This is a genomic window from Janthinobacterium lividum (assembly GCF_034424625.1).
GTDB lineage: Bacteria > Pseudomonadota > Gammaproteobacteria > Burkholderiales > Burkholderiaceae_D > Janthinobacterium > Janthinobacterium lividum.
In genome coordinates, this window is the sequence record NZ_CP139976.1 from 323924 (window position 1) to 349499 (window position 25576).

A 25576-nucleotide genomic window follows, 5' to 3' on the forward strand; every position below is an offset into this window, starting at 1 on the left:
ACACTGGAAGGACGTTGTTCACCGATTGGAGACCATCATGGCACATACATTGGCAGCAGTTTTCGCCGTCCGCGACATGGCCGAGCGCGCCCGGCACGACCTGATCACGGCGGGCTTTCCCGGCGCCAGCATCCGCCTGCACGATGCGGGCAGTGACGACTTTTCCGCCACGGAAAACATCCGCCGCGACGACAGCGACAGCCTGCTCGACAATATCAAGCATTTCTTTACGGATCTGTTCGGCAGCCACGCCGACCGCCACATCTATGCGGAAGCCGTGCGGCGCGGACATGTCGTGCTGACACTGGAAGGCGCGAGCGACGCCGATATCCAGCGCGCCACCGACCTCGTCGAGCGCTACGCGCCGCTCGACATCGATGCGCATGCCGACCACTGGCGCGCCGGCGGCTGGCAAGGCGCGCCGCACGACGACAGCGCAATGCGCCAGGGCGCCAGCATGCAATCGAGCGCGCCATCGCAGCAGGGCAACCTGAACGAAGCGGCGGCATCGCAGCAATTTGCGGGCGGCATGGCGCCGCCGTCATCGGGCGCGGGCGCCAACGCGCGCCGCTACCCCAGCGCCGACAACCTGCCAGGCACCAGCTACGACGACGAGCAGTACTACCGCAGCCACTGGAGCGCCACCTATGTCGCCACCGGCGCGCGCTTCGAGGACTACGATCCCGCCTACCGCTATGGCCATTCGATGGCCAGCAGCGACAGCTACCGGGGCCGCCCGTGGGACGACGTGGAAGCGGACCTGCGTTCCACGTGGGAGCACACGTATCCGCAATCAGCGTGGGACAACTTCAAGGCAGCTGTCAAACATGGCTGGGAACGCATCACTTCCTGATGCGCGCTGAGGGGGATAGCCCCCCCTCAGCGCCCCTCGTGCGTGAGCTTGAGGAAGTGGTTCAGGATGTGAAAATGGTCTTCGAAGAATTGCTCTTCCATGGCCGGCAGGGCGCTCACCGGCACCCATTGCGCCAGCGCCGCATCGTCGGCCGCCTTCACGGCCGGCAGCTGGCGCGTCTTCAGGTCAAAATAATGCGCATGCGTGATGGTGCGCCCGCGCTGGCTGCGGTCCGGATGGTCGAACACGGCTACGCCGACCAGCGCCTCGACGAGGGTGGGCGCCAGCACGCCCAGCTGGGTTTCTTCCGCCAGCTCGCGCAGGGCGCCCTGCAGCAGGCGTTCGCGCGGCTCCAGGAAACCACCGGGCAATGCCCACAGGCCCTTGCCCGGATAGCCGCCGCGGCGCACGAGCAGCACGTGGCCACCCGCCTGCACCAGCGCGTCGACAGTCGTGAAGATGGGCGGATACGGCGCCGCGCGCCAGCGCGCTTTATACGCTTCGATGGCGCGGTATTCCTGCACCAGCGGTGCATACCATGGCAACAAGGTCCACGCCTTCACATACTGGCCGATGGCGGCCGGCAGCAGCTGCGCCACGGCGCTCAGCGACACATCCACGTCTTCCGCTTCGAACAGCACGTTGCGGATGGCCGTCGCGCCGATGGGCGCACCGGGATCGATCTCCAGATTCAATAACTGCCAGTGCGGGAAGTGGTGCAGGTAATAACTGGTGGCATCCTTGAAGCAGGCCACCAGGGTGACGCGCTGCGCCGCGGGCAAGGCGCCCGCCACGGCGCGCCGCACGGCATCGGCCCACAAGCCATCGTCATAATAATCGCGCACGGCCACGTAATGCACGCGCGCGCGCTGCGCCTCGGGCAGGGTGGCGGCGATCATGGCGGCCCGCTCCTGCCACGTAAACGGATTCTTCGGACTGCGCGCATGGAAGGCGGAACCGAGCACCACCACCACCTGGGCGGCCGTCGTCAGCGCCTTCTGCAGCAAGCCCGCATGGCCATGGTGAAACGGCTGGAAGCGGCCGATCAGGATGGCCGCGTCGGCAGAATAAGTGAGGGTCATGCGTCGTCTCCGGTGGGGTAGTGGGCGGCGATCGGCAATTGGCGCCCGCTGCCAAAGGCGCGCGAACGCACGCGGATGATGGGCGCCGCCTGGCGCCGTTTGTACTCATTGCGGGCGACCATGCCGAGGATGCGCGTCACGAGGGCGCGGCCCTCGTCCGTCTCGCGCAGCTGGTCGACGAGGGTCAGCGCCTGCGCGCTTTCAGCCGCCGGCAGGCGGCGTCCCTCGATATGCCATTTGAGAATTTCATCGAGCACGGGATACGGCGGCAAACTATCGGTGTCGCGCTGGCCCGGCGCCAGCTCCGCCGATGGCGGTTTATCCAGCACGGCGACGGGTATCAGTTCGCGCCCGGCGCTGGCGTTGAGGTGGCGCGACAGGGCGAACACCTCCGTTTTATACAGGTCGCCGATCAATCCCAGTCCGCCGTTCGTGTCGCCATACAGGGTGCAGTAGCCCACCGAGATTTCGCTCTTGTTGCCGGTGGTGAGCAGCAGGGCGCCGAAGGCGTTCGAGTATTCCATCAATATCGTGCCGCGCACCCGCGCCTGCAGGTTTTCCAGCGGCAGCCCCTGCAGCCTGCCGTCGAAGGCTTGGGCATAGCCGGCTTCGTATTGCGCCACGATGTCGCGGATGGCATGCGTATGCAGGACGATGCCCAGGTTGGCGCACAGGGCGACGGAATCGGTAACGGAGCCGGCGCTGGAAAACACGGACGGCATGGTGATGCCCACCACGTTGTCGGCGCCCAGCGCCTCGACGGCCAGGGCCAGGGTCAGCGCCGAATCGATGCCGCCCGAACAGCCGACGACGACTTTCGTAAAGCGGCAGCGGCGCGCATAGTCGCGCAAACCGAGCACGATCTGGCGCCGCGCAAACTCCACGGCGGGGATGCCATCCGGATCCGGCACGGGAAACGCCGATCCATCGGGTCGCGTAAAACGGCCATCGGCAAAGCGCAGCAAGGGAAAATCCTCGACGAAGCGGGCCGCCTCGAATTGCACGCCGTCGCTCGGCGACATGGCGAACGAGGCGCCGTCGAACACCAGCTGGTCCTGGCCACCCACCTGGTTGACGAACAGCAGGGGCAGCTTGACGCGCGCGCAGGCGGCGCCAAACACGGCGTGGCGCTGCGCGCGCTTGCCGATGTCGGACGGGCTGGCGTTGATGCTGACGACAAGGTCGGGCCCCGCCGCGTGCAAGGCATCGAACGGATTGACGGCGTAGGCGCGGCCATCGTCGTTCCAGCCATCCTCGCAAATCATGAAGCCGACCTTGCAGTCGGCGATATCGAGGGTGCAGGCGCCGGGCGGGCCCGGCTCGAAATGCCGCCCCTCGTCGAAGATGCCGTAGGTGGGCAGCAGCTGCTTGTAGTATTCGGCCACGATGCGCCCGTCGCGTAGCGCCAGCAAGGCGTTGTACAGGGGCTTGCCGACGCCGGGATTGGGCCGCGCCGTGCCGATGACGGTGACCAGCGCCGGCCAGCGCGTGGATGCTTCCAGCAGCGTATCGAGCGCCTGCTGCATGTCGCGCAGGAAGGCGGCGTCCTCGAACAGGTCGCCCGGGTAATACGCGCACAGCGACAGTTCCGGGCACACGAGCAGGTCGGCGCCATCGTCGCTGGCACGCTGCATGCGCGCGATGATGGCGGCGACATTGGCGTCGAAATCGCCCACGGTGGGATTCATCTGCGCGAGGGCGATGGTCAGCATGGTGATCCTTCATTGGTTACGCGTGAAACCACTATCCTGCCTGAAATTTTCCTGAGCGTACTGATGCAATCGTGCAAGCCTGCCGGTCGGCTTGCTACAAGGTCTTGAGCCAGGCCCGCAAGCGCGTGCGCGCATTCGCATACGGCGATGCCGTGTTGAACTGGATCATGCGCCCCATCGTGTAATGCGTGTACCAGGGCTGGCCATACAATTGCGCGTCGTCGTGCGCCTCGATCAGCGCCAGCAGCTGGTTCTTCGCCTGTTCCAGGCGCTGCAGCAAGTCTTCCATGCCCAGTTCAGCATAGTCCGCATAGAAGCGCTGCGCCAATGTTCCCAGAGCGTTCCACGTGAAACCTTCGGCGGGAAAGGCGATATCCTCGATGCGTTTGCCGTCGCGCAGCTGCGCATGCCAGTGCAAGACCAGCTCGTTCCAACCCACCAGATAGGCGAGCAGGTCGCACACGCTCATGCGCGTGCCCGCCACTTTTCCTTCCAGCACGGGAGCCCGCGCCAGTGCGGGCGGCACGCGCCCTAGCTCCTGCATCAACTTTGCATACGTGCTGTTGATAGCTTCGATGAGTGCCTGCTTGCTGTCGGGGATCGCCATCACGCCTCCCGGCTCACCGGCAAGCCAGCCGCCTGCCAGTCATCGTAGCCGCTGCCGAGACGGCGCGCATGCAAGCCGTGCTGGCGCAGGGCCGCCACGGCCTGCACGGACAGCACGCAATACGGGCCGCGGCAATACGCGGCAATCTCTGCGTTCGCCGGCAATTCGCCAAGGCGGCGCTGCAAGTCATCAAAAGGAATATTGATCGCACCGGGCAAGTGGCCGGCGAAAAATTCCTGCGCGGGCCGCACGTCGAGCACAGTGATGCTCGCTTCGTGCATGCGTTCCAGCAACTCGTCGCCCGTGATCGCTTCCACGTGGTCGCCCCGGCTCAGCGCCTGCAGTTCGCTGCGCTGATGCTGCGCGTACACGTCCAGCGCGGCCAGCAGCTGCACGATGGGACCGCTGCCGAGCCGGTACAGCACGCGCTTGCCGTCGCGCCGCGCCTGCACGAAACCGGCGCGCCGCAACTGCTGCAAATGCTGGGACGTATTCGCCACGGACAAGCCCGTCAACTCCACCAGCTGCTCCACCGCATATTCGCCATGTGCGATCTGCTCGAGCAGGCGCAATCGCGGCGCGCTGCCTAAAATATGGGCAAAACCGGCGGAACCGGTGAGAAATTCGATATCGGCATTTTTCATTGACACGATGCTAGCACCCTTATAACATTCAAGCAATTAATTGAATGTTAGGAGCGGCAATGCAAATACTCTGGCTCGATGCGCTGGCCATCGGCGTGGGCGCGACGGCGGTGATGGATGTGTGGGCGGTGGCGTTAAAACGCTACTGGTGCATTCCTTCGCTGAACTTTGCGATGGTGGGGCGCTGGCTGGGCCATCTGCCGCGCGGCACGATCACGCACACCAACATCGCCCAGGCGGCGCCCGTGCGCGATGAAGCCATCCTGGGCTGGACGTTTCATTATGTGATCGGCGTGCTGTTTGCGGCCGTGCTGCTGGCGCTGGTGGGAGAGGAGTGGGTGCAAGGGCCGACGTTCGCGCCGGCCCTGCTGGCGGGTGTGCTGAGCGTGGCCGCGCCATTTTGCATCTTGCAGCCGGGCATGGGCGCCGGCCTGGCCGCCCGCAAGACGCCGCATCCGATGGCCGCCCGCCTGCGCAGCCTGATGGCCCACACGGCGTTCGGCATCGGTCTGTACCTGACGGCGCTGCTGTGGTCGACGGTCCGCTAGGAGGTCAGCGGCGGCACGGGTGTGGGCGCCGGCGCGGCTGCCACCGCCGACATGGCCGGCGCCTCCGGCTGGGCCGGCACGGTGCTCAGCACCATCGTGCTGGGCTTGGCGATGGCGATATGCGCCTCGTCCAGGCGCTTGAGCAGTTCGAACAGCAGCGCGCTGCGGATGCCCGACGTCAGGCGCGGCGACGAGGCAAAGCCGGTGGCGTTGAACAGCAACAGGCCATTGTCGATGCCATCGAGCTGCACGCTGGGCGGCGGCGTGTCGAGCACGTCGGGATTGTCGACAAAGACGGACAGGATCAGCGCGCGCGCCGCCTGCGCATCCGTGCCCAGCGGCAACGGCAGCTTGACCTGCACCAGGCCCAGCGGATTGGCCAGGGTCACGTTGCGCACCGTCTTGGTAATGAATTCCGAGTTCGGCACGATCACCGTGGAACGGTCGCCCAGTTGAATTTCCGTGGCACGCACATTGATGCGGCGAATGTCGCCCTCCACGCCACCCAGCGACACCCAGTCGCCCACTTTCACAGGACGTTCGGCCAATAAAATCAAGCCGGAAACGAAGTTCTGCACCACCGCCTGCAAGCCAAAACCGATACCCACCGACAAGGCTGACGCCACCCACGCGATGCGTTCCAGGCCGATGCCGGCCGCCGACAGGGCCAGCGCCACGGCCAGCACGCCGCCGATATAGCCGAACAAGGTGATGAACGACACTTGCATGCCCGTATCGAGATTAGTGGTCGGCAAATAACTGTTTTGCAGCCAGCGCTTGAACAGGCCCAGCGCAACAAAACCAACGAGCAGCACCAGCAGGGCCTGGATCAGCGCGGCAGGGCGGATCGCCACCTCGCCGATGGCCAGGCCATCCTGCAGCTTGCCGACCCGCTGGAACAGCTCGCCCGGACCTTCACCGAACGGCGCCAGCAGCAGCATCAGGGCCAGCAGCACGACGATGGCGCGGCCGATACCCGACAGCAGCACGGCCGCCTGGTCGCGCGCCTTGGGCGTGGCCAGTACAGGATGGGCCGCGTCCGGCGGCGGTGGCGTGGAGGCCAGCAGCATGCAGATATCGTCCACCAGCACCGTCAGCAGATAGGTGCTGCACACCACCACGATGACCCAGGCGATTTGCTTGGCGACAAAGCTGCCGAACGCCACATAGCCGATCAACAAGCTGATGACGCTCGACGCCAGCGCCAGCCACAACAGCACCGTGACGCAGCGCAGCCACAGGGGCGTGACCAGGGTGGCGGGATCGGCCTCGCGCAACTGGCGCCAGCAGCGCTCGGCGCGCATCAAGCCATAGGCGATGGTCGTGCTCATCACCAGGGCGACGATGCAGTTGACGGCCACAGCCGTCGACAGGCCCGCATTGATGACGATGGTGACCCGTTCCGTCGCCCACACGAGCACGACGATGAAGGAAAACATCGACGGGAAGTTGCGCATGCGGTGCGCCAGCGCATCGGGCAGGGGCAGCAGACGCCACGACACGCGGCGCGGCGACAGCAGCGCGTGACCGAGTCCCGCCGTAAAACCGGCAAAGCAGATGATGCCGATCAAGCTGCTGAGGAAAGTCGAGGTTTTTTCGGACAGGCCACCCTCCCAGCGCAGCCCCATGGCCAGCAATTCCGCCACCAGGCCCGGCGTGGCCAGCGCCAGCACCAGCACGGCCAGCGCATGCAGCGAGCGGCGCAAGCGGCCATGCGGCACGCGCGTGGACGTCACCACCAGCAAGTAGCGCGAAGCCCAGACGCTGGCGCCGATCACGGCCACGATGGCGGCCAGCAAGCCGCCCCAGGCCGACCACGGCGTGGCGCCTGCCGCATTCGCCAACTCCAGCTCCAGCGCGCGCAGGCGCTGCAGGTTCTGCGGCAATTCCGCATGCAGCTGTTTCCAGAACGAACCGGCGAGTATCGAGGCCGTGCGCTCGCCCAGGCGCGCCTGCAACTGGGCGCGGCGCACCGTCGACACCTGTTCCGAGGCCTGCGTCGCTTCCACGGCCAGCAGGCGCGCCAGTTTGACCTGCGCATCGAGCGCGCTGCTGGTGCGGTCCAGCTGGCTGCGCTGCGCCGCCACGTCGGGCGCATCTTTCGTACCCGCCGCCGGCTTGCCCAGCTCGGCCAGCCGCGCCTGCACGCTGGAGAGCGTGGGCGCGAGCGCATCGGCCACCTTGTCCGCCTCGGCGCTGGCCGCCAGCGCATCAGCCCGCATCTGCGACAGGGTCGCATCATCGAGCTCAGCCTCGCCATCGAGCGCCTTCTGGATACCGGTGATCTGCTTGCGCAAGCCATCGAGACGCTGGTCGGCCGTGGCGGCGTCATCGACGGGCTGCGACCAGGCGGGCGGCGGGGCGAGCGAGCACGCCAGCAGCAAGGCCAACAGGAAGGGGAAGAAACGGAGACGGAAAGAAGTCATGCGGACCTATGGCTGGAAATGAGAAAAACGGCCGGATTGGCAGCAGCGCCAGTCATGGCGTGCTGCCCGGCAGGTGCCTGCCAATATAGCTGAAAACGCGGGCAAGCCGCAGGACAGGCGGAACTGGCGTGTGCCCCGGGGAGAAACTAGGTATATTGCCCTATGGAAATATCATTCGAAAAGGTCTAGGATCGTCGTCCGCTTGGCGGCGCGGCAGCCATCTGTACGCCGCCGACCTTTTCACCATTCCCTCCGTATTGAGACAGCCATGAAGTTTTTATCCCATCTGACCATCGGTACACGCCTCGCCACAGGCTTTGGCACCATCGGCGCCATGCTGATCATCATCTCTTGCCTGGGCATTGCCATGCTGGGCAAGATCAACCAGGGCACCGGCCATATCGTGCATGACAGCATGCCCAAGATCGAGCTCGCCAACAGCGTGTCGGCCAACATCAACGATATCGCCATTGCGCTGCGCAACATGATGCTCAGCGCCGATCCGGCCGACCAGCGCAAACAAACGGACTCCATCCTGGCTGCGCGCCAGGCGGCGGCCGGCAATCTCGGCAAGCTCGCGAACATGCTCGATTCCGACCGAGAGCGCGCGTTGCTGGCCAAGATGAACGACGCCAACACCCGCTACGCGCAGGGGCAGGAGACCTTGCTTGAACTGATCCGTAACGGCACGCCGGACGACAGCAGCGCCTACCTGTACGGCCAGCTGCGTCCCGTATTGCTCGTCTATAAACAGTTGATTGCTGAACAGATCAGCTTGCAAAATACCCTGGCCAACACGGCGGGCGACAACGCGAATGCCACTTATGCCAATACGCGCACCTTGCTGATCGGCATGTCGCTGGCGGCACTGGCCATCGCGGCGGCGTTGGCGTATGGCATCACGCGCTCGATCACCGGCCCCGTCACCACGGCGCTGCAGGTGGCCAACACGGTGGCCGCAGGCGATTTGCGCAGCCAGATCACCGTGCATTCGCGCGATGAAATGGGACAACTGTTGCAGGCACTCAAGCGCATGAACGACAACCTGGCGCAAACGGTGGGCACGGTGCGCGCCGGCACGGAAACGATCGCCTCGGCCTCGTCCGAAGTAGCGGCAGGCAGCCTGGACCTGTCTGCGCGCACGGAGCAGCAAGCCAGTTCGCTGGAAGAGACAGCCTCTTCCATGGAAGAACTGACCTCGACCGTCAAGCAGAATGCCGACAATGCGCGCCAGGCGCATGTGCTGGCCGATACGGCCTCCGGCGTGGCGCAGCGCGGCGGCGCCGTCATCGCGCAAGTGGTAGCGACCATGCGGCAAATCGATGCCTCGTCAAGCAAGATTGCCGACATCATCGGCGTCATCGATGGCATCGCCTTCCAGACCAACATTCTGGCCTTGAACGCGGCCGTGGAAGCGGCGCGCGCGGGCGAGCAGGGCCGCGGCTTTGCCGTCGTGGCCACGGAAGTGCGCAGCCTGGCGCACCGCTCCGCTGCCGCGGCCAAGGAAATCAAGACCCTGATCGACGACTCGACCCAGACCGTGGCGGCGGGCAGCGAGCTCGTGCATCAGGCCGGCAACACCATGAGCGACCTGGTCGACAGCGTGCGCCGCGTCACGGACATCATGGAAGAAATCACCTCGGCCAGCGCGGAACAGACGGCCGGCATCGAGCAAATCAACCAGGCCATCAGCGAGATGGACAACGTCACCCAGCAAAACGCGGCCCTGGTGGAAGAATCGGCGGCGGCCGCCGCTGCCATGCAGGAGCAGGCGGCTACGTTGGCGCAGGTGGTGAGCGCCTTCAAGCTGGACGCCGGCGCACCGGCAAGCAAGCCGGCAATCGCCGCGACAACCGTACCGCGCCAGCAAGCCGTCGCCCTGCGCGTGCCGGCGGCCAGGAAAGCTGCACCGGCAGCAACGGCGTCATCCGACTGGGAAGAGTTCTAAGGCAGCAACGCCACAGGTGCCTCTCGGCGCCTGTGGCGTCATGCAGCATGGCTGCTTCCTGCTACGCGATCTGATCCATGTCAATCAACAATCAAATTTGACACGACGCGGCTAGGCCGATAGTTCTCTCCGGATGATGTCTGCGCCAGCACTGAGCGCATTGAGTTTGCCTCTGGCTACGTGACGAGACAAGGGCGCCATGCCGCAGTTGGTGCTAGGGTAGAGTTTGTCGGCATCGACAAAGCGCAGCGCCTTGCGCAGGGTGTTGGCCACTTCCTCCGGCGTTTCAATGGTATTGGATGCCACGTCGATGGCCCCGACCATCACTTTTTTACCGCGTATGAGTTCAATCAGGTCGATGGGAACACGCGAGTTGTGGCATTCCAGCGAGATGATGTCGATATTCGATTTCTGCAGCTTGGGGAAAGATTCCTCGTATTGACGCCACTCGGACCCCAGCGTATTTTTCCAGTCCGTATTGGCCTTGATGCCGTAACCATAGCAAATATGCACGGCCGTTTCGCACTTGAGCCCTTCGATCGCCCGCTCCAGGGTGGCAATCCCCCAATCATTCACCTCATCAAAAAAGACATTGAACGCAGGTTCGTCAAACTGGATGATGTCGACGCCGGCCGCCTCCAATTCCCGGGCTTCCTGATTGAGGATCTTGGCAAATTCCCAGGCCAGCTTTTCGCGGCTCTTGTAGTGGCTGTCATACAGCGTATCGATCATCGTCATCGGACCTGGCAGGGCCCATTTGATCGGCTGCGTGGTTTGCTGGCGTAAAAACTTGGCGTCGTCAACAAACACCGGCTTCGGGCGGCTCACGGCGCCAACGACGGTCGGCACACTCGCATCATAGCGGTCGCGGATTCTGACAGTCTCGCGTTTGTCAAAATCGACGCCGCTCAGATGCTCGATGAACGTGGTGACAAAATGCTGACGGGTCTGCTCGCCATCGCTGACAATATCGATCCCCGCCTGCTGCTGTTCCTGCAGTGACAAACGCAAGGCATCCTGTTTGCCCTCGATTAATTCCTCGTCCTGCAATTTCCACGGCGACCAGAGTTTTTCAGGTTGGGCAAGCCAGGAAGGTTTCGGCAAGCTGCCGGCGGTCGAGGTAGGCAATAATTTTTTCATGGTGGTGATTTCGTGTGTTGGTTGGTCAGAGAGCGTAACTGGCAGTCCACTGTTCAAGAATATTCTTGTATGGCTTGATGAAATGCTCTTCCGTATATTTGCCCTGCTTGACTGCCAGCTGGCTGCGCTCTTCCCGGTCATAGACAATCTGCGTCAATGAATAGTCCTGGTTCTTCAGGCTCGGCTGATACGACTTGCCTGCCGCCGAATTGGCGTTGTAAATCTCGGGGCGGTAAATCTTCTGGAACGTCTCCATCGTGCTGATGGTGGCGATCAGCTCAAGATTGGTGTAGTCGCCAAGCAGGTTGCCGATGAAATAAAACGCCAATGGGGCGGCGCTATCTGGCGGCATGAAGTAGCGAACCTGCATGCCCATTTTTTCAAAATATTGATCCGTCGAGGAAAATTCATTTTGTTGATACTCGACGCCCAATACGGGATGCTGATTCCCCGTCCGGTGATAGACCTTGCTGCTCGAGGCGCTGATGCAGATGACAGGCGGCTTGCTGAAGCGCTCTTTGTACGTATGTGATTTGACAAAGTGCCGGAACAGCTTGCCATGAAAATCGCCGAAATCGTCGGGAGCCGTGAAGGTGGATTGATTGTTGTTATGCTCAGGCAGCAGCACGCTGAAGTCGTAATCGCGCACGTAGGAAGAGAAATTATTCCCCGCGATCCCATCGATGCGTTCACCGGTTTTTTTGTCGATAACGGTCGGTTTCAAGATCTCGATCAACGGGATATTACTGCCTTCGACATCAATATTCAGCTCCACCGAGATGATTTCAAGTTCTACCGAATAGCGGTCGCCGTTCGGGTTGTCCCAATGCGCCAGGTTGTTGAAGCGGTTGTCTATCATCCTCAGGGTATTGCGCAGGTTTTCCTGGCGACTGTTTCCCCGGGCCAGATTGGCAAAATTGGTCGTCAGGCGCGTATTGTCCGATGGATGATAGTTTTCATCGAAAACAATGCTCTTGATACTGAATATAAAATCTTTGCTCATGGTGATCTGGTGTCCTGATTTTTGCGAATAATGTATGTGTTGATGGCTGAGCGTCGTGATGCGTATCAGGCTGCGACCAGCTCTTCAGCAGTGGCAGATCTCGCATGGCGCGTCAAGTCGAGCAAGGGCAATGCCCGTTGCACCGCCAGCGTGGCCCGCTGGATCAGGGCTTCGTCCTGCAGGCGGTAGTCGAGGAAATCCTTGTCGGTCGCATACACACCCAGCGGTAATGTGCGTGCCTGGAAAAAGCTGAACAGCGGCCGCAACTGGTGGTCGATCATCAGGGCATGGCGCTCGCTGCCGCCGGTGGCCGCCAGCAGGACCGGCTTGTCGATCAAGGCGTCCTGGTCAATGAAATCGAAGAAGTGCTTGAACAGTCCCGTGTATGCGCCGCGGTAGACCGGTGTTGCCACCACCAGGATGTCGGCTTGCTCGACCGCTGCAAGTTCCCGCTCCACCGTATCGGGCAGGTGGGAGCGCCAGACCGCGCCGGCAAGCTGCGGTGCGAGCTGGCCCAATTCGACCAGGCGTTGTTCGCACAGCACTTCATCGGCGATCAGGTCCATCAGGTGCTCGGCCAGGGCTGCTGCCTTGGAAGGGCGTTGCAGCCCGCCGGAAACCGCGACTAAACGAAGTGGACGTGTCATGTTTGCTTTCATGTGGATGGATGCGCCAGGGCCGAAAGAGTGCAGGCAACAAGGGAATCGATGATAGCGGCGGGAATCGATGAAGTATAATGGTCTTATTTCATACATCCATGAACATGGCTCATCTCAATGCTTGAACGCATCCACCTCAGCATCGTCCAGCAGGTCGAGAAACAAGGGTCGCTGACGGCTGCCGCAGGCGTGCTGCACCTGACCCAGTCGGCCCTGAGCCACAGCATGAAGAAGCTGGAACAGCAACTGGGCACCGACGTCTGGCTGCGCGAAGGGCGCAACCTGCGCCTGACGCAGGCCGGCCAGTATCTGCTGGCGGTGGCGAACCGGGTGCTGCCGCAACTGGATCTGGCCGAAGAACGCCTGGGCCAGTTCGCGCAGGGCGAGCGCGGTGCGCTGCGCATCGGCATGGAGTGCCACCCTTGCTACCAGTGGCTGCTGAAGGTGGTGTCGCCGTATCTGGCCGCATGGCCCGACGTGGATGTGGACGTCAAGCAAAAGTTCCAGTTCGGCGGGATCGGCGCGCTGTTCGGCTACGAAATCGACTTGCTGGTCACGCCCGACCCGCTGTACAAGCCGGGGCTGACATTCGAACCCGTGTTCGACTACGAGCAGGTGCTTGTCGTGGCCAAGGGCCATGCCCTGGCTTCGGTGGCCTATGTGCAGCCTCAGCAGTTGACCCGGGAAGTGCTTATCAGCTACCCCGTGGACATCGAGCGCCTGGACATCTATAACCAGTTCCTGCTGCCGGCCGGTGTCACGCCCAAGCGCCACAAAGCCATCGAAACCACCGACATCATGCTGCAGATGGTGGCCAGCGGCCGCGGTGTGGCCGCCCTGCCGCGCTGGCTGGTCGAGGAATACGCGGCCAAGATGGACGTGGTACCTGTGCGGCTGGGTGTGCACGGCATCGCCAAGCAAATTTTCCTGGGAGCACGCGAGACGGACACCGCCATCGACTACGTGCGGGCCTTCATTCAACTGGCACGCCAGCCGGCCAGCGCCAGTGCGCAGTGACCGCAGCGACGCCATGGGTCATCTCTTGATGCATCCCGCTCAGCCCAGACCTGCCGGCAACATCACGCACGCCTATTCCCTGGAAGTCAGTGCGAAGGACATGCCGGCGTTGAGCGCGGCGGCGCCGCGGATAGCGCCCGCATCCACCATTGCCATTCCCTACCTGCCACGCGAGGACAACGACGCGCGGCTGGCCGCGGCGCGGACCGTGCGCAGCCTCGGCTTTGAACCCATGCTGCACCTGTCTGCGCGCCGGATTGCCTCGCTTGCCGAGTTTGAGTCGCTCATCCAGCGCGCGGTCACCGAAGCGGGCGTCGAGCGCTGCTTCGTGATCGCCGGCGATCCGTCCACCCCGATGGGGCCGTTTTCCGACAGTGCCTCGCTGATCGACACGGGCGTGTTCGAGCGCGCGGGAATCAAAGTGATCGGCGTGGGTGGTCACCCGGAAGGCCATCCGGTGATGAGCACGGCCGAACAGTGGGAGGTGCTTGAACGCAAGTGCGACAGCATCGGCAAGCGCGGCATGGCGCCCTTGATCGTCACGCAGTTTGCGTTTGATGCCGACATCGTGTTGACGTGGTTGAAAACGCTGCGCGAGCGTGGCATTGACCATCCCGTGCGCGTGGGCGTCCCGGGCCCCGCCAGCATCGCGGTGCTGGCCCGTTATGCCGCAGTATGCGGCGTCAGTGCCTGCGCATCGATGTGGTCCAAGTACGGCGTGTCCATCGGCAAGCTGTTCGGCACGGCAGGACCGGATCTGTTTGTCGAGCGCCTCACCGCCGGGCTGACTGAAGCACATGGCGTGGTCAGCCTGCATTTCTTTCCCTTCGGCGGCATCGCACAATCCGTCAAGTGGATAGAGCAGTACCGTTCCCGCACCGGCCCAGGCCCTTGAGCATCCGGTGTGACGAGCGCCTCTCTGGCGGCACCACGCCGCCAGAGAAGGGCAACATCCCGCCTGCTTACTCCACCGTCACCGATTTGGCCAGATTGCGTGGCTTGTCCACATCCGTGCCGCGCGCCAGCGCCGTGTGATACGCGAGCAATTGCAGCGCGACCACGTGCAGGATCGGCGACAGGTCGCCGTAGTGCTCGGGCAGGCGGATGACGTGCAGGCCTTCGCCGGAGCTGATGCGCGAATCGACGTCGGCGAAGACGTACAGCTGGCCGCCGCGGGCGCGCACTTCCTGCATGTTCGATTTCAGCTTTTCGATCAGGGCGTCGTTCGGCGCGATGGTGACGACGGGCATTTCATTTGTCACCAGGGCCAGCGGGCCATGCTTCAGTTCGCCGGCCGGATACGCTTCGGCGTGGATATACGAGATTTCCTTCAGCTTCAGCGCGCCTTCCAGGGCGATCGGGTAATGCATGCCGCGGCCCAGGAAGAGGGCGTTTTCCTTGCGGGCGAACTCTTCGGACCAGGCGATGATCTGCGGTTCCAGCGCCAGCACGGAAGCGATGGCGACGGGCAGGTGGCGCATGGCTTTCAGGTGCGCCGCTTCCTGTTCTTCGCTCAAGTGGCCATTGACTTGCGCCAGGCACAGGGTCAGCAGGAACAGGCCGGCCAGCTGCGTGGTAAACGCTTTGGTGGAGGCCACGCCCACTTCCACGCCGGCGCGCGTGATGTAGGCCAGGGCGCATTCGCGCACCATGGCGCTGGTGGCCACGTTGCAGATGGTCAAGGTGTGCTGCATGCCCAGGCTGCGCGCATGTTTCAGGGCGGCCAGGGTGTCGGCCGTTTCGCCGCTTTGCGAAATCGTCACCACCAGCGTGTTCGGGTGCGGCACGCTGTCGCGGTAGCGGTATTCGCTGGCCACTTCCACGCTGACGGGCACCTTGGCGATCGACTCGATCCAGTATTTGGCCGTCATGCCCGCATACGAACTGGTGCCGCAGGCGAGGATCAGCACGCGGTCGATCTGCTTGAAGATTTTATAGGCGTCGTCGCCGAACAGTTCCGGCATGATGCCCGTCACGCCTTCGAGCGTGTCGCCGATGGCGCGCGGCTGTTCAAAAATTTCCTTTTGCATGTAATGGCGGTACGGGCCTAGCTCTGCCGCGCCCGTGTGCGCATGCACGGTTTTCACTTCGCGCTCGACGGGCTTGCCATCGACGTCGACGATCCAGCAGCGCGACAGTTGCAGGTCGACCACGTCGCCTTCTTCCAGGTAGATGATCTGGTCCGTCGTGCCGGCCAGCGCCATGGCGTCCGACGCGACAAAGTTTTCACCATTGCCCAGGCCGACGATCAGGGGCGAGCCCTGGCGCGCGGCGACCACGCGGTGCGGTTCGTCGCGGCAGAAGACGGCAATCGCATACGCGCCGTCGAGGCGTTTCACGGCCTGCTGCACGGTTTCAAATAAATCGCCGTTGTACATGTGCTCGACCAGATGGGCGATCACTTCCGTGTCCGTCTGGCTCTGGAAGACGTAACCGAGGGCCGTCAGTTCGGCGCGCAGTTCGTCGTGGTTTTCGATGATGCCGTTATGCACCAGCGCCACGCGGGCGTTCTCTTCCGTTGGGGAAAAGTGCGGGTGGGCATTGAAGGAGACAGGGGCGCCATGCGTGGCCCAGCGCGTGTGGGCGATGCCCGTAAAACCGCTCAAGCCTTCTTCGGCGATCTGCTTTTCCAGCTCGGCCACGCGCGAGGTGGAGCGCGAACGCTGCAAACGGCCATCCGCATGCAGGGCGATGCCGCAGGAATCGTAGCCGCGGTATTCCAGGCGCTTCAAGCCTTCGACCAGGATGGGAGTGATATTACGTTGCGCTACCGCGCCGACGATGCCGCACATGGAAACCTCTGTCTAAAATTTAATCAATGCACGCATGCTAATGCAGAGTGAATGAAATATGCTTTCTAAATCCGTGTATTTTTGACTGAATATTTCACACTTATTTTGTGATGAAATATTATTTCATTTAGAATCGATTTATTTTCCAATTCATCACAATCATGAACGATAGCAACATTACCCTCGACGAGATCGATCGTCGCATCCTGAACGCCCTGCAAATTGATGCATCGCAAACCAACAGCGAGCTGGCGCAAGCGGTGCACGTTTCGGCGCCTACCTGTTTGCGGCGGGTCAAGCATTTGCGGGAAAGCGGCGTCATCGAGCGGCAAGTGGCCATCGTCGCGCCGCAGCTGGTGGGCGCGCGCCTGACGGCCATCGTGGAAATCACGCTCGACGTGCAGGCGGCGGAGCGCATGGCGGAATTCGAGCAACTCGTGGCGGACGAGCCCGCCGTGTTGCAATGCTACCGCGTCTCGCCCGGGCCCGATTTCGTGCTGATGGTGCAGGTGGCCGACATGCCCGCCTATCACGCGCTGGCGCACCGCCTGTTCGCCGCGCACGCGAATGTGCGCAACGTGAAAAGCTATTTTTCCACGTTCCGCAGCAAGTTCGAGACGCGCATCGCTGTGTAAACCCGGCTGGCAGGGAAGTTATCCCTGCTTATCCTCACTTTTCTGCATGCTTACGCACAAGTTTATCCACAGCATGAAAATCACCGATGTCCACGGCTGCCACAATCCCATCTCGCATGAGGTTTCTCAAGAAATGTGGATCGGCTCCCAGCTAAAACTTATCCCGCCTTATCCTTCGCTTGCCCACGCCTTAGTCACAGGCTTTTACACAGCTTTACCCACAAGCGGCCCGCATAAATAGGCCACAAATATCTTTAGAATACAAAGACTTACAAGTTATTCATGACTTATTCTCAGATTACGCACAAGTTTATCCACAATCCAGACAAGCAAACTCAGGGGATGCTTTGCTTGTCTACACAGACTGGCATGTACGCTCGATCGGCAAGCTGGGCCAGATAACTTATCCCAAGTTTTCCACCGCTTTTTCACCACTTATACGCAGCTTATACCTGGCTTATCCATCACTTCTCAGCATGCTTGTTCACATGCTTATCCACACTCGATAATGTAGAAGAAATATTGAGTGCGAAGAATGGCGCAACTTATCCCGGGTTGCCAGCCAACTCTCCACAGGATTATCCACAGGCATAAAAAACGCCGCCAGCCCGGACAGGCTGACGACGTCATGCGTACCGAGGGCGGGGTGCTTATTTCTTGATTTTTACGGGACGCGTCCAGCCGTCGATGGTGACCTGGCGCGCGCGCGACACGGTCAACTTGCCGGCCGGCGCATCTTTCGACAAGGTCGTGCCGGCGCCCAGCGTGGCTCCCTTGCCGACGGTGACGGGCGCGATCAGCTGGCTGTCGCTGCCGATAAAAGCGTCGTCTTCAATTACCGTGCGGAACTTGTTCACGCCATCGTAGTTGCAGGTGATCGTGCCAGCGCCGATGTTGACCTTCGAGCCGATGGTGGCGTCGCCGATGTAGGCCAGGTGGTTGGCCTTGCTGTGCGCGGCGATCTGGCTGTTTTTCACTTCGACGAAGTTACCGATGTGCACGTCTTCCGCCAGGACCGTGCCCGGGCGCAGGCGCGCGTACGGGCCGATGATGGAAGCGGCGCCGACGACGGCGTCCTCGATATGGCAGAAGGGCTTGATGTGCGCGCCAGCGGCCACCGTAGCATTGATGAAGACGTTGTTGGCGCCCACGCGCACGCCATCGCCCAGTTCGACTCTGCCTTCGAACACGCAGCCGACATCGATGGTGACATCGCGGCCGCAAATCAGTTCGCCGCGCACGTCGATGCGGGCCGGGTCCAGCAGGGTCACGCCCCGCTCGAGCAGCGCTTGCGCGATATTGTTCTGGTGGATGCGTTCGAGCTGGGCCAGCTGCACCTTGCTGTTGACGCCCGCCACTTCCCACACGGCGGCCGGGTGGGCCGACGTGACGGCCACGCCATCGGCGACAGCCTGGGCAACGATATCGGTCAGATAGTATTCCCCTTGGGCATTGTCATTCGACAGGGCCGACAGCCATTGTTTCAGTTGTACGGTGGGCGCGACCATGATGCCGCTGTTGATTTCCTTGATGGCGCGCTCTTCTGGCGTGGCATCCTTTTCCTCGACGATGCGCACGATGGCACCGTGCTCGCGCACGATGCGGCCCAGGCCAAAGGGATCGTCCTGTTCCACGGTCAAAATGGCCAGCTTGTCCTGGCCCGCCGCCTGCACCAACTGCTGCAGGGAAACGGCGCTGGTCAGCGGTACGTCGCCGTACAGGATCAGGGTCGGCACGCTGTCATCGAGCAAAGGCAGCGCTTGTTGCACGGCATGACCGGTGCCCAGTTGCTGCGCCTGCTCGGCGGCATCGATCTGCACGGCATGGTTCACCTTGTAGCCGTCGAGCAACTTCAGCACCGCTGCGCCCCCATGCCCGTAAATCACGCATAATCGGGACGGCGCCAGGCCGCGCGCCGTGTCGATGACGTGCGACAACAGCGGCTTGCCCGCCAACGGGTGCAATACCTTGGGCAGTGCCGACTGCATGCGTTTGCCCATACCGGCAGCGAGAATGACAACGTTCATAGACCGTCTTTTATAAGTTAAGAATATGAAAAAGTTTAACACGCAGGCCCCGTTTTCCACGCCCTTTGGCCGTTTTACTTATGCCCTGCTGGCCATCGTGCTGGTCGTCATGGCCGGCTGCAGCGGCTTGCGTCTGGCCTACAACAATGGCGATACCGTACTGTACTGGTGGCTGAACGCGTATGTCGACCTGGACCGCGACCAGAAGGGCTGGGTGCGCGACGATATCGACAAGCTGTTCGACTGGCACCGCAAGACGCAATTGAAGGATTACGTGGAAATCCTGCGCACGGGCCAGAAGCAGCTGCAAGGCAATACCACGCAGGCAGACCTGATGGCGGACTACAGCGAGATCAAGCAGCGCACCCAGGCGCTGCTGCTGAAAGCGGCGCCCGAGCTGGCCGACCTGGCGCGCTCGCTCAAGCCCGAGCAGATCGCGCAGATGGAAAAGAAGTTCAAGTCGAACAATGATGATTACCGCAAGAAATACCTGAGCGGCGACCAGGAAAAGCGCCAGAAACTGCGCTACAAGAAAGCCATGGAGCAATTCGAACTGTGGTTCGGCAGCTTCAGCAGCGAACAGGAAGCCATCATCCGCAAGGCGTCCGACGCGCGTCCGCTGAACAATGAGATCTGGCTCGACGAACGCATGCGGCGCCAGCAGAATGTGTTGAACCTGGTCAAGAAAGTTCACCAGGAAAAACTCGGCAAGGAAGCCAGCGCAGCCCTGATCACGACCCTGATCAAGGACAGTTTCGAGCGCCTGGAACATTCGGAGCGCAAGGCCTTCTTCGATGCCTACGAAAGCAGCACGGCGCAGATGGTCTTGACGGTGATCAAGATCGCCACGCCGGCGCAAAAGGCCCATGCCGTCAAGCGCATCCAGGGCTGGATCGACGATTTCAATTCCCTGGCCACGCAACCCAAATAGAGCGGCAGCGCCAGCAGGGGGGAGGGGGCCATATGCTATAGTGGCCGCCACCGAATTGAAGAAATCCCCATGCAAAAGAAAATTAAAAAACCCGCCAAAGTCCCCGTCCATCACGCGCCGCCACCGAACCAGGTACGCATCATCGGCGGCCAGTGGAAGCGCTCCGTGCTGCCTGTTTTGCAGGCACTGGGCTTGCGCCCGACGCCGGACCGCGTGCGCGAAACCGTGTTCAACTGGATCAATCACTTGCGCGACGGCGACTGGGCCCATGCCCAGGTGCTGGACCTGTTCGCCGGCAGCGGCGCGCTGGGTTTTGAAGCGGCCAGCCGCGGCGCCGCCGCCGTCACCATGGTCGATACGCATACGCCCGTGATCCGCCAGCTGGAAGAGAACAAGGTGAAATTGCGCGCCGACAACGTGCAACTGCTGCGCGGCGACGCCCTGCTGACGGCGCAAGGCCTGGCAGCGCGCGGCCAGCGTTACGACCTGATCTTCCTCGATCCGCCCTACCAGCAGGATTTCCTGGCGAAAGTGTTACCGCTGTGCGCCAACCTGCTCAAGGAAGGCGGCATGGTGTACGCGGAATCGGGCTTGCCGCTGGTCTTCGATGAAGCCAGCGCACTGGAAAAACCGGAGTGGATGGCGCCGTGGGAAGTCATCCGCGCCGACAAGGCGGGCACCGTTTATTATCATTTGCTAACTTACAACAAAGTGCCGGCAACTGCCTGAATCTGCCTATAAATGAGGCAAAAAGGCTCCCTGCCCCGAGGCACAGCACCAAGGTGGTCACCAATTTCAGGCATAATGCGCGTCTATATTGGTGCATCGTCAGGGAGCCGCAATGGTTGTAGCCGTTTATCCAGGAACATTCGATCCGCTCACGCGCGGTCATGAAGATTTGGTGCGCCGCGCATCGGGTCTGTTTGACAAGCTGATCGTCGGTGTCGCCGACAGCAAGAACAAGCAGCCGTTTTTCTCGCTCGACGAACGCCTGGAAATTGCCAACGAAGTGCTCGGCCACTATCCGAACGTGCAAGTGGAAAGCTTTTCCGGCCTGCTCAAGGATTTCGTGCGCAAGCATGAAGCGCGGGTCATCGTGCGCGGCTTGCGCGCCGTCTCCGACTTCGAATACGAATTCCAGATGGCGGGCATGAACCGCTACCTGCTGCCCGATGTCGAAACCATGTTCCTGACGCCATCCGACCAGTACCAATTCATTTCGGGCACCATCGTGCGCGAAATCGCGGCGCTGGGCGGCGACGTCTCCAAGTTTGTCTTCCCCTCGGTGAACCGCTGGCTGCAAAACAAGATTGCCGCCAACGCTGCATCATCGCAATAAGTAAGAGTGAAATCATGGCATTACTGATCACCGACGAATGCATCAATTGCGACATTTGCGAGCCCGAGTGCCCGAATGACGCGATCTACATGGGCGCGGAAATCTACGAAATCGATCCCAACAAGTGCACCGAATGCGTGGGCCACTTTGACGAGCCGCAATGCCAGCAAGTGTGCCCCGTCAGCTGCATCCCCTTCAATCCCGCCTGGCGCGAAAGCCCGGAGCAATTGATGGCCAAGTACGAACGCCTGCAGGCGGAACTTCCCGCCGCAAAAACCTGAGCATTTCTCCCACCCCACTTCTGGGCCACTTCTGCGTGGCGCCAGCTTCTGCCAACTGTTCTACACTGTGTGCTGACTTATCCACAGCCCATGGTTTCCACGGAGGTAGAAGATGCAAATATGCACATCGCGTTTGGGCCGCTCCCTCGCTGCCATCGGCCTGTGCGCCGCCCTGGCACAAGCAGCGCTGGCCGTCGAGATCGGCGGCGTCAAGCTGGACGACACGGTGCAGCTGGCCAGCCGCGAGTTGAAACTCAACGGCGCCGGCGTGCGCTACAAGGTCATCTTCAAGGTCTACACGATTGCGCTGTACCTGCCGGAAAAGAAAACCCAGCTGGCCGACATCCTGGCGCTGCCCGGACCGCGCCGCCTGGAAATCGTCATGCTGCGCGACATCACCTCGGACGAGCTGGGGCAAGCCTTCATGCAGGGCTTGAAGCGCAGCTCCGACCAGGCCGACCGCACGCGCCTGCTGAGCCAGACGATGCAGTTCGGCGCCATGTTCGAAATGGTGCCCGGCCTGAAAAAGGGCGACATTCTCACCGTGGACTGGCTGCCGGAGGAAGGCACGTTGTGCAAGCTGAACGGCAAGCAGGTGGGCGACATGGTGCCGGACCTGGCCTTCTATAATGCGCTGCTGAAAATCTGGATCGGCGCCCACCCGGCCGACACCTTGTTGCGCGCGCATTTGCTGGGCGACATGGCCTGAAGCGGCCTGAACGAAAACGCGGGCGTAAAAAAGCCGGCTCGCGCCGGCTTGTCATCTGCAACAGTTGATCGCTCAGACGCGCGTCGACAGGGCACGCAGCTCGGCGGCATTGCTTGGCGACACGCCATCCATCTTGCCCAGGGTGCGCTTCAAGGCTTGCGCTTCGCGCATCTGCTGGCGTGCCAGGCGCTCTTCGCGGCTCAGCTTGGGACGCACCAGCAGCACCATGGCGCGGGCGATCCCCACCAGCAAAGGCTTGAACAGCAGGGCGAAGGCGCCCACGGCCACGATCACCAGCACGAGTTGCAGGGCATTCAGCAGGGAAATCTCCAGCACGGGTGCGGATACTGCGTACAGGGCGGAGGCGAAGGTAGACATAGTGTTCCAGTGCATTATAGAATTTGCCAGTACTATAGTGCAGTGCAACATATAAATCTAATTCCATTTCTTGATACCAATTATATGAATCATGAATGGAAAACTGTAATATTTTTTTACGAGTGAAAATATTCGTGCCCGGCGCGGTTTACACTCTTAAGTAATCAATTCAACTTTTATCTTGGGCTTTCCATGAGTTTTCTGACGCTGGATCTGAACTTGCTGCGTGTTTTCGACGCCGTCATGACGGAACAAAACCTGACGCGCGCAGCCGGCCACCTGGCGATGACGCAGCCGGCGGTATCGAACGCCATCAAACGCCTGCGCGAGAGCCTCGGTGACGAATTGCTGATCCGCACGGCGTACGGCGTGAAACCCACGCCCCGCGCCGAAGCGCTGTGGCCATCCGTGCGCTCGGCCCTGGCCAGCCTGGAAGCGGCCGTCACGCCGGAAACCTTCGACGTGTCGAAAACCCACGCCACCTTCCGCATGGCCATGGCCGATGCTACGGCCGCGTTCTGGCTGCCTTCGCTGATGCGCTCGATCGAACGGGAAGCGCCCGGCGTCAACGTGCGCATGATGCCGCTGACCACGCGTGAACCGCGCCCGATGCTGCTGCGCGGCGACATCGACCTGGCCGTGGGCTTCTTTCCCGGCGTGGCGGCGCAACTGTCGAGCGAAACGGGTTCGCCCATCCGCCATGAACGCCTGTATTCCGGCAAGTATGTGTGCGTGATGCGGCGCGGCCATCCGCTGGCAGACAAGGAATTGACCCTGGATAACTACTGCGCGGCGAACCATTTATTGGTGAGCTTTTCCGGCCGCGCGCATGGCTTGATCGACGAGGCGCTGTCGCAGATCCACCGCGAACGGCGCATCCTGTTAACGGTCAACCAGTTCTTTACCGCTGGGCGGGTCGTCGCCAATTCCGACCTGATCACGGTCTTGCCGCGCCACCTGATCGCCTCGACAGGCATGACGGAATCGCTGTTGTACAAGGATTTGCCATTGACCCTGCCAGCCGTCCACCTGGACATGCTGTGGCACGAGCGCGACGCCCGCAGCCCCGCCCACAAATGGCTGCGCAACCACCTGGAAAGCATGAACACGCCCACCCTGCGCACGGCCACGGCGGCCGGTGGCGGCGTGGCGCCGAAGCCGCATATTGAATAAGTGCTCTGCCGGCACAAAAAAACGCCTGATGAAATATCAGGCGTTTTTTTTATGCGTGACTGCTGGAGCGGTAACCGATTCTGAAACCGCCCCAGTGCTTGCCATCAACGTGGATGGGCACGGATAAATCGTGCATGACTTCGCCCGTGTCGCGTTTATAGGTCTGCAACAGGAACGCCCGGGTGTTGCTGCCGCAGCGTTTGCCCGTGCGGTCGCTGAAGATGCGTTTGGTGCGGTTATTCACGATATCCGTGGCGTAGTCGCCCGTCAGCGGCTGGGAAAACTTCTTGTTGTGCGTCGGGAAATATCCATTGTTGTCAACGGCACCCGCGTAGGCCAGGTGCGGCAGGGCGGCCAGCACGCCTTCCTGCACATCCGGCAGCACTTTGTCCGTAAACGCGTCGAACTTCGTGTTGTGCTTGGGCGGATTGGTATTCGGGATGGGGCGGTAGTGGCGGTCGAACAGGGCTTCGCGCGTGATGCGCCCCGACGCGATGGCTTGCTCGAAGAGTTTGCCCACGTCGCGCGCGGCGCGCTGGGCCGCCTCGCGGATCTCGTCGTGCGGCGTGGCCACGCTCGATTCACCGAGGGCGCCGGCGATCACTTCGGCCCGCTCGGCCAGGGCCATGGCCGACTGCGTGGCGCGCGGCAATTCGGCGTTCGTCGACAGCATGCTGTCGCGGATTTGCAGGATGGCATCGGCGATCACTTGCGTCGTGTCGACGTGTTCGCGCGAGGCGCGGGCGATTTGCCCGATCTCGTCTTCCGACACGCCCGACGATTCCTCGATATGGCTGAGCGATGCATGCACGCTTTCCACATTGCGCGCCGCTTCCGTGACGCCGGCCGCCAGCGAACTCATGCCACGCGCAGCTTTTTCCGACTGTTCATTGATTTCGCGCACCATCACGCTGATTTCATCGGAGGCTTCCTTGGTGCGCTGCGCCAGTTGCCGCACTTCCCCGGCCACCACGGCAAAACCGCGTCCATGTTCGCCGGCACGCGCCGCCTCGATGGCGGCGTTCAGCGCCAGCAAGTTGGTGCGCGCGGAAATATCGGAAATGGCTTCCGTGAAACCTGTGATGCGTTTGGATTTTTCCTGCAAACTCAGCATGGTACTGGAAGCGCCTTGCGCTTCTTCGCGTGCCTTATTGATGCGCTGCAAGCCCTGGTCCACTTCGGCGCGCGCCGCCACGCTTTCCACGCGCACGCCGGCGGCCACCTTGGCTGCCCGCTCCGCATTGGCGGCGATCTTTTCCGTCATGGCGGCATTTTGTACGGAACTGTCGGCGATGTCGCTGGCCGTGCGCACATCGAGTTCCACCTTCTGTTTGACGGAATCGACAAAATACGAGGTTTCCGCCGCGCCGATCATGATGGCGTCGATGGCGTTGCCCACCGTGTCGGCGAACTGATGCAAGCCTGGCTCGCCGCGCGCACGGCCGGCAAACGCCAGCAGCGCGGCGCCGATGGCGGCGGCCACGCAGGCGATCAGATACGGATGTTCGCCGCCCGAGAGCAGCAGCAGATAGGCCAGGCAACAGGCCACGGCCATGGCCAGGATCGTGAATACAAAGAAACGCACCAGCTGATGCTGCAACTGCTTCATTTGTCCCCCGCTGCGCGAACCCGTCACGTCCCGTTGAGGGGACGTGCCGTAACCGTATGCGGG

The 25576-nt window shown here is 62.0% G+C and carries 24 protein-coding genes; 12 read left to right on the forward strand and 12 right to left on the reverse strand.

Features of this window, described 5'->3' with window-relative positions:
• Positions 1-37 precede the first annotated feature (37 nt).
• Complete coding sequence (locus tag U0004_RS01360; protein ID WP_070257921.1) at positions 38-853, forward strand: hypothetical protein; 816 nt, start codon at positions 38-40, stop codon at positions 851-853.
• A gap of 26 nt (positions 854-879) precedes the next feature.
• On the opposite strand, the gene U0004_RS01365 is transcribed toward U0004_RS01360, so the two are convergent.
• The 4 genes from U0004_RS01365 to U0004_RS01380 form a co-directional block, all read right to left on the reverse strand.
• On the reverse strand, positions 880-1935 hold the full coding sequence (locus tag U0004_RS01365; RefSeq protein WP_070257850.1) for a bifunctional nicotinamide-nucleotide adenylyltransferase/Nudix hydroxylase: 1056 nt from the start codon (positions 1933-1935) through the stop codon (positions 880-882).
• Positions 1932-3647 (reverse strand): NAD+ synthase, encoded by a 1716-nt coding sequence (locus U0004_RS01370; RefSeq protein WP_070257849.1) that lies wholly within the window; start codon positions 3645-3647, stop codon positions 1932-1934. Before U0004_RS01370 ends, U0004_RS01365 begins: the two co-directional genes overlap by 4 nt.
• A gap of 94 nt (positions 3648-3741) precedes the next feature.
• Entirely contained in the window at positions 3742-4254 is a 513-nt protein-coding gene (locus tag U0004_RS01375) for a ClbS/DfsB family four-helix bundle protein (RefSeq protein ID WP_070257848.1), read from the reverse strand.
• Entirely contained in the window at positions 4254-4898 is a 645-nt protein-coding gene (locus U0004_RS01380; protein WP_070257847.1) for an ArsR/SmtB family transcription factor, read from the reverse strand. The genes U0004_RS01375 and U0004_RS01380 overlap by 1 nt, the downstream gene beginning before the upstream one ends.
• 59 nt (positions 4899-4957) lie before the next feature.
• Between U0004_RS01380 and U0004_RS01385 the strand changes: the two genes are divergently transcribed.
• On the forward strand, positions 4958-5446 hold the full coding sequence (locus U0004_RS01385; protein ID WP_217495256.1) for a DUF2938 domain-containing protein: 489 nt from the start codon (positions 4958-4960) through the stop codon (positions 5444-5446).
• On the opposite strand, the gene U0004_RS01390 is transcribed toward U0004_RS01385, so the two are convergent.
• Positions 5443-7872, reverse strand: coding sequence for a DUF3772 domain-containing protein (locus U0004_RS01390; protein ID WP_070257845.1), 2430 nt, complete (start codon positions 7870-7872; stop codon positions 5443-5445). The genes U0004_RS01385 and U0004_RS01390 overlap by 4 nt on opposite strands.
• 268 nt (positions 7873-8140) lie before the next feature.
• On the opposite strand from U0004_RS01390, the gene U0004_RS01395 reads away from it, so the two are divergent.
• The gene (locus U0004_RS01395; RefSeq protein ID WP_070257844.1) at positions 8141-9820 is read left to right on the forward strand and encodes a methyl-accepting chemotaxis protein; all 1680 of its coding nucleotides are present in this window, start codon (positions 8141-8143) and stop codon (positions 9818-9820) included.
• A 111-nt stretch (positions 9821-9931) separates the two neighbouring features.
• On the opposite strand, the gene U0004_RS01400 is transcribed toward U0004_RS01395, so the two are convergent.
• From U0004_RS01400 to msuE, 3 genes are all read right to left on the reverse strand, one after another.
• A complete protein-coding gene (locus tag U0004_RS01400) occupies positions 9932-10960 on the reverse strand; it encodes a methionine synthase (RefSeq protein ID WP_070257843.1) in 1029 nt (342 codons plus the stop codon).
• 25 nt (positions 10961-10985) lie between these two features.
• The gene (locus U0004_RS01405; protein ID WP_070257842.1) at positions 10986-11963 is read right to left on the reverse strand and encodes a DUF1852 domain-containing protein; all 978 of its coding nucleotides are present in this window, start codon (positions 11961-11963) and stop codon (positions 10986-10988) included.
• Between the two features lie 65 nt (positions 11964-12028).
• The gene (gene msuE / locus U0004_RS01410) at positions 12029-12610 is read right to left on the reverse strand and encodes an FMN reductase (RefSeq protein WP_070257841.1); all 582 of its coding nucleotides are present in this window, start codon (positions 12608-12610) and stop codon (positions 12029-12031) included.
• Between the two features lie 129 nt (positions 12611-12739).
• On the opposite strand from msuE, the gene U0004_RS01415 reads away from it, so the two are divergent.
• Together U0004_RS01415 and U0004_RS01420 are read left to right on the forward strand one after the other, a co-directional pair.
• Positions 12740-13639, forward strand: coding sequence for a LysR family transcriptional regulator (locus tag U0004_RS01415; protein WP_070257840.1), 900 nt, complete (start codon positions 12740-12742; stop codon positions 13637-13639).
• A gap of 13 nt (positions 13640-13652) precedes the next feature.
• The gene (locus tag U0004_RS01420; protein ID WP_070257920.1) at positions 13653-14534 is read left to right on the forward strand and encodes a methylenetetrahydrofolate reductase; all 882 of its coding nucleotides are present in this window, start codon (positions 13653-13655) and stop codon (positions 14532-14534) included.
• 67 nt (positions 14535-14601) lie between these two features.
• On the opposite strand, the gene glmS is transcribed toward U0004_RS01420, so the two are convergent.
• On the reverse strand, positions 14602-16431 hold the full coding sequence (gene glmS, locus U0004_RS01425) for a glutamine--fructose-6-phosphate transaminase (isomerizing) (RefSeq protein WP_034782627.1): 1830 nt from the start codon (positions 16429-16431) through the stop codon (positions 14602-14604).
• Positions 16432-16592: 161 nt separating this feature from the next.
• Between glmS and U0004_RS01430 the strand changes: the two genes are divergently transcribed.
• Positions 16593-17066: an Lrp/AsnC family transcriptional regulator gene (locus tag U0004_RS01430; protein WP_070257839.1), complete on the forward strand. Its 474-nt coding sequence runs from the start codon at positions 16593-16595 to the stop codon at positions 17064-17066.
• A 650-nt stretch (positions 17067-17716) separates the two neighbouring features.
• Here the strand turns inward: U0004_RS01430 and glmU are convergent.
• Entirely contained in the window at positions 17717-19093 is a 1377-nt protein-coding gene (gene glmU, locus U0004_RS01435; protein ID WP_034783863.1) for a bifunctional UDP-N-acetylglucosamine diphosphorylase/glucosamine-1-phosphate N-acetyltransferase GlmU, read from the reverse strand.
• A gap of 25 nt (positions 19094-19118) precedes the next feature.
• On the opposite strand from glmU, the gene U0004_RS01440 reads away from it, so the two are divergent.
• The 5 genes from U0004_RS01440 (at position 19119) to U0004_RS01460 (ending at position 22353) form a co-directional block, all read left to right on the forward strand.
• Positions 19119-20024 carry a DUF6279 family lipoprotein gene (locus U0004_RS01440; RefSeq protein ID WP_174718089.1) on the forward strand — a complete coding sequence of 302 codons (906 nt, stop codon included), beginning with the start codon at positions 19119-19121 and terminating at the stop codon, positions 20022-20024.
• A 69-nt stretch (positions 20025-20093) separates the two neighbouring features.
• Positions 20094-20753, forward strand: a complete 660-nt coding sequence (gene rsmD / locus U0004_RS01445; protein ID WP_115057389.1) for a 16S rRNA (guanine(966)-N(2))-methyltransferase RsmD — start codon at positions 20094-20096, stop codon at positions 20751-20753.
• A 112-nt stretch (positions 20754-20865) separates the two neighbouring features.
• Positions 20866-21363, forward strand: a complete 498-nt coding sequence (gene coaD / locus U0004_RS01450; protein ID WP_034752633.1) for a pantetheine-phosphate adenylyltransferase — start codon at positions 20866-20868, stop codon at positions 21361-21363.
• A 14-nt stretch (positions 21364-21377) separates the two neighbouring features.
• Positions 21378-21644, forward strand: coding sequence for a YfhL family 4Fe-4S dicluster ferredoxin (locus U0004_RS01455; RefSeq protein ID WP_034752637.1), 267 nt, complete (start codon positions 21378-21380; stop codon positions 21642-21644).
• Between the two features lie 112 nt (positions 21645-21756).
• Entirely contained in the window at positions 21757-22353 is a 597-nt protein-coding gene (locus tag U0004_RS01460; protein ID WP_034783861.1) for a chalcone isomerase family protein, read from the forward strand.
• A 72-nt stretch (positions 22354-22425) separates the two neighbouring features.
• Here U0004_RS01460 and U0004_RS01465 read toward each other — a convergent pair whose 3' ends face one another.
• Positions 22426-22731 (reverse strand): hypothetical protein, encoded by a 306-nt coding sequence (locus U0004_RS01465; RefSeq protein ID WP_070257837.1) that lies wholly within the window; start codon positions 22729-22731, stop codon positions 22426-22428.
• Between the two features lie 192 nt (positions 22732-22923).
• On the opposite strand from U0004_RS01465, the gene U0004_RS01470 reads away from it, so the two are divergent.
• Complete coding sequence (locus tag U0004_RS01470) at positions 22924-23904, forward strand: LysR family transcriptional regulator (protein ID WP_034752642.1); 981 nt, start codon at positions 22924-22926, stop codon at positions 23902-23904.
• A 49-nt stretch (positions 23905-23953) separates the two neighbouring features.
• Here U0004_RS01470 and U0004_RS01475 read toward each other — a convergent pair whose 3' ends face one another.
• Positions 23954-25513 carry a methyl-accepting chemotaxis protein gene (locus U0004_RS01475; protein WP_070257836.1) on the reverse strand — a complete coding sequence of 520 codons (1560 nt, stop codon included), beginning with the start codon at positions 25511-25513 and terminating at the stop codon, positions 23954-23956.
• Positions 25514-25576 lie beyond the last annotated feature (63 nt).

Bases quoted from the DNA above. Each gene is read 5' to 3' on its own strand.
- U0004_RS01400 (WP_070257843.1), bottom strand. From the start codon at position 10,960: ATGAAAAAATTATTGCCTACCTCGACCGCCGGCAGCTTGCCGAAACCT.
- msuE (WP_070257841.1), bottom strand. From the start codon at position 12,610: ATGACACGTCCACTTCGTTTAGTCGCGGTTTCCGGCGGGCTGCAACGC.
- glmS (WP_034782627.1), bottom strand. From the start codon at position 16,431: ATGTGCGGCATCGTCGGCGCGGTAGCGCAACGTAATATCACTCCCATC.
- U0004_RS01430 (WP_070257839.1), top strand. From the start codon at position 16,593: ATGAACGATAGCAACATTACCCTCGACGAGATCGATCGTCGCATCCTG.
- U0004_RS01360 (WP_070257921.1), top strand. From the start codon at position 38: ATGGCACATACATTGGCAGCAGTTTTCGCCGTCCGCGACATGGCCGAG.
- U0004_RS01405 (WP_070257842.1), bottom strand. From the start codon at position 11,963: ATGAGCAAAGATTTTATATTCAGTATCAAGAGCATTGTTTTCGATGAA.
- U0004_RS01420 (WP_070257920.1), top strand. From the start codon at position 13,653: ATGGGTCATCTCTTGATGCATCCCGCTCAGCCCAGACCTGCCGGCAAC.
- U0004_RS01465 (WP_070257837.1), bottom strand. From the start codon at position 22,731: ATGTCTACCTTCGCCTCCGCCCTGTACGCAGTATCCGCACCCGTGCTG.
- rsmD (WP_115057389.1), top strand. From the start codon at position 20,094: ATGCAAAAGAAAATTAAAAAACCCGCCAAAGTCCCCGTCCATCACGCG.
- U0004_RS01470 (WP_034752642.1), top strand. From the start codon at position 22,924: ATGAGTTTTCTGACGCTGGATCTGAACTTGCTGCGTGTTTTCGACGCC.
- U0004_RS01440 (WP_174718089.1), top strand. From the start codon at position 19,119: ATGAAAAAGTTTAACACGCAGGCCCCGTTTTCCACGCCCTTTGGCCGT.
- U0004_RS01365 (WP_070257850.1), bottom strand. From the start codon at position 1,935: ATGACCCTCACTTATTCTGCCGACGCGGCCATCCTGATCGGCCGCTTC.
- U0004_RS01455 (WP_034752637.1), top strand. From the start codon at position 21,378: ATGGCATTACTGATCACCGACGAATGCATCAATTGCGACATTTGCGAG.
- U0004_RS01390 (WP_070257845.1), bottom strand. From the start codon at position 7,872: ATGACTTCTTTCCGTCTCCGTTTCTTCCCCTTCCTGTTGGCCTTGCTG.
- U0004_RS01375 (WP_070257848.1), bottom strand. From the start codon at position 4,254: ATGGCGATCCCCGACAGCAAGCAGGCACTCATCGAAGCTATCAACAGC.
- U0004_RS01370 (WP_070257849.1), bottom strand. From the start codon at position 3,647: ATGCTGACCATCGCCCTCGCGCAGATGAATCCCACCGTGGGCGATTTC.
- coaD (WP_034752633.1), top strand. From the start codon at position 20,866: ATGGTTGTAGCCGTTTATCCAGGAACATTCGATCCGCTCACGCGCGGT.
- U0004_RS01380 (WP_070257847.1), bottom strand. From the start codon at position 4,898: ATGAAAAATGCCGATATCGAATTTCTCACCGGTTCCGCCGGTTTTGCC.
- U0004_RS01475 (WP_070257836.1), bottom strand. From the start codon at position 25,513: ATGAAGCAGTTGCAGCATCAGCTGGTGCGTTTCTTTGTATTCACGATC.
- U0004_RS01395 (WP_070257844.1), top strand. From the start codon at position 8,141: ATGAAGTTTTTATCCCATCTGACCATCGGTACACGCCTCGCCACAGGC.
- U0004_RS01460 (WP_034783861.1), top strand. From the start codon at position 21,757: ATGCAAATATGCACATCGCGTTTGGGCCGCTCCCTCGCTGCCATCGGC.
- U0004_RS01415 (WP_070257840.1), top strand. From the start codon at position 12,740: ATGCTTGAACGCATCCACCTCAGCATCGTCCAGCAGGTCGAGAAACAA.
- glmU (WP_034783863.1), bottom strand. From the start codon at position 19,093: ATGAACGTTGTCATTCTCGCTGCCGGTATGGGCAAACGCATGCAGTCG.
- U0004_RS01385 (WP_217495256.1), top strand. From the start codon at position 4,958: ATGCAAATACTCTGGCTCGATGCGCTGGCCATCGGCGTGGGCGCGACG.